We start from the raw sequence: 909 nt of genomic DNA, 5'->3' as shown, positions 1-909 counted from the left end.
GGAAAACCATACTTCGACCTGATTGAGCCATGACGCACTTGTCGGCGTGAAATGAAATTGCACGTTGGGGTGGGCCTTGAGCCAGTCCTCGTTCTTTTTATGGGTGTTGAGGTTGTCGAGGATGACGTGAAGCTTGCGGTTCGGAAAAGTCGCGGTGACGCTGTTCATGAAATCGAGAAACTCGACGCGGCGCCGGCGTTTTGAATGGGTCGCGATGATCTTTCCGGTGGCGACTTCGAGCGCCGCAAACAATGTTGTGGTGCCATGCCGCTTGTAATCGTGGCTTTGGCCGGTTAAGGCGCGGCCATTGGGCAACTTCAGATAACCCTGCGCTCGCTCCAAAGCCTGGATCGAGGGCTTCTCGTCCACGCACAGCACAATGGCCTTCGCCGGCGGCGCGACATAGAGGCCGACAACATCGGCGGCTTTGGCCGTAAAGTTCGGGTCGTTGCTCTCGCACCAGGACTTGCGAGCCACCAGGTCAATCTTGTGGCTGCGCAGGAACCGCCAGACATATTGGACATCGACATCGCCCAGCGCCTCGGCCAGCAGGGGGCCGGTCCAGCGCGCAAACCCTTGCGGTGGCGGCTTATCCAGCAGCTTCAGAATCCGCTTGTCGGTCGTCTTCGTATAGATCGGCTGCTTGCCAGGCCGCGGCTTGTCTTGCAGCCCTTCAAGGCCATGGTCGGCATAGCGATGCCGCCAAAGGCTGACAATCCGCGGCTGGACCCCAACTTCCTTGGCGATCGACCGGGTGCTGCGCCCATCCGCCGCCAACAGAACTATCCGCGCCCGCTTCAAATCGCGCTGCAACGTCACCGGTGAGCGACAGCACGCCTCAAGCACCTTGCGATCTTTCCTCGAAAGGTGGACTTCTCTTGCTTCGGGTATCATCCCGACCTTGAATCA

General features: G+C 59.3%; 1 protein-coding gene. It reads right to left on the bottom strand.

Annotation, left to right across the window (positions count from 1 at the left end):
* Positions 1 to 894 (bottom strand): IS630-like element ISRj1 family transposase (locus IC66_RS0142360; protein ID WP_038975312.1); only part of this gene is annotated, 894 nt, incomplete at its 3' end.
* Positions 895 to 909: the final 15 nt, after the last annotated feature.

It is taken from the genome of Bradyrhizobium genomosp. III (genome assembly GCF_000261705.1).
GTDB lineage: Bacteria > Pseudomonadota > Alphaproteobacteria > Rhizobiales > Xanthobacteraceae > Bradyrhizobium > Bradyrhizobium ottawaense.
This window is presented reverse-complemented; position numbering and strand designations above follow the sequence as displayed.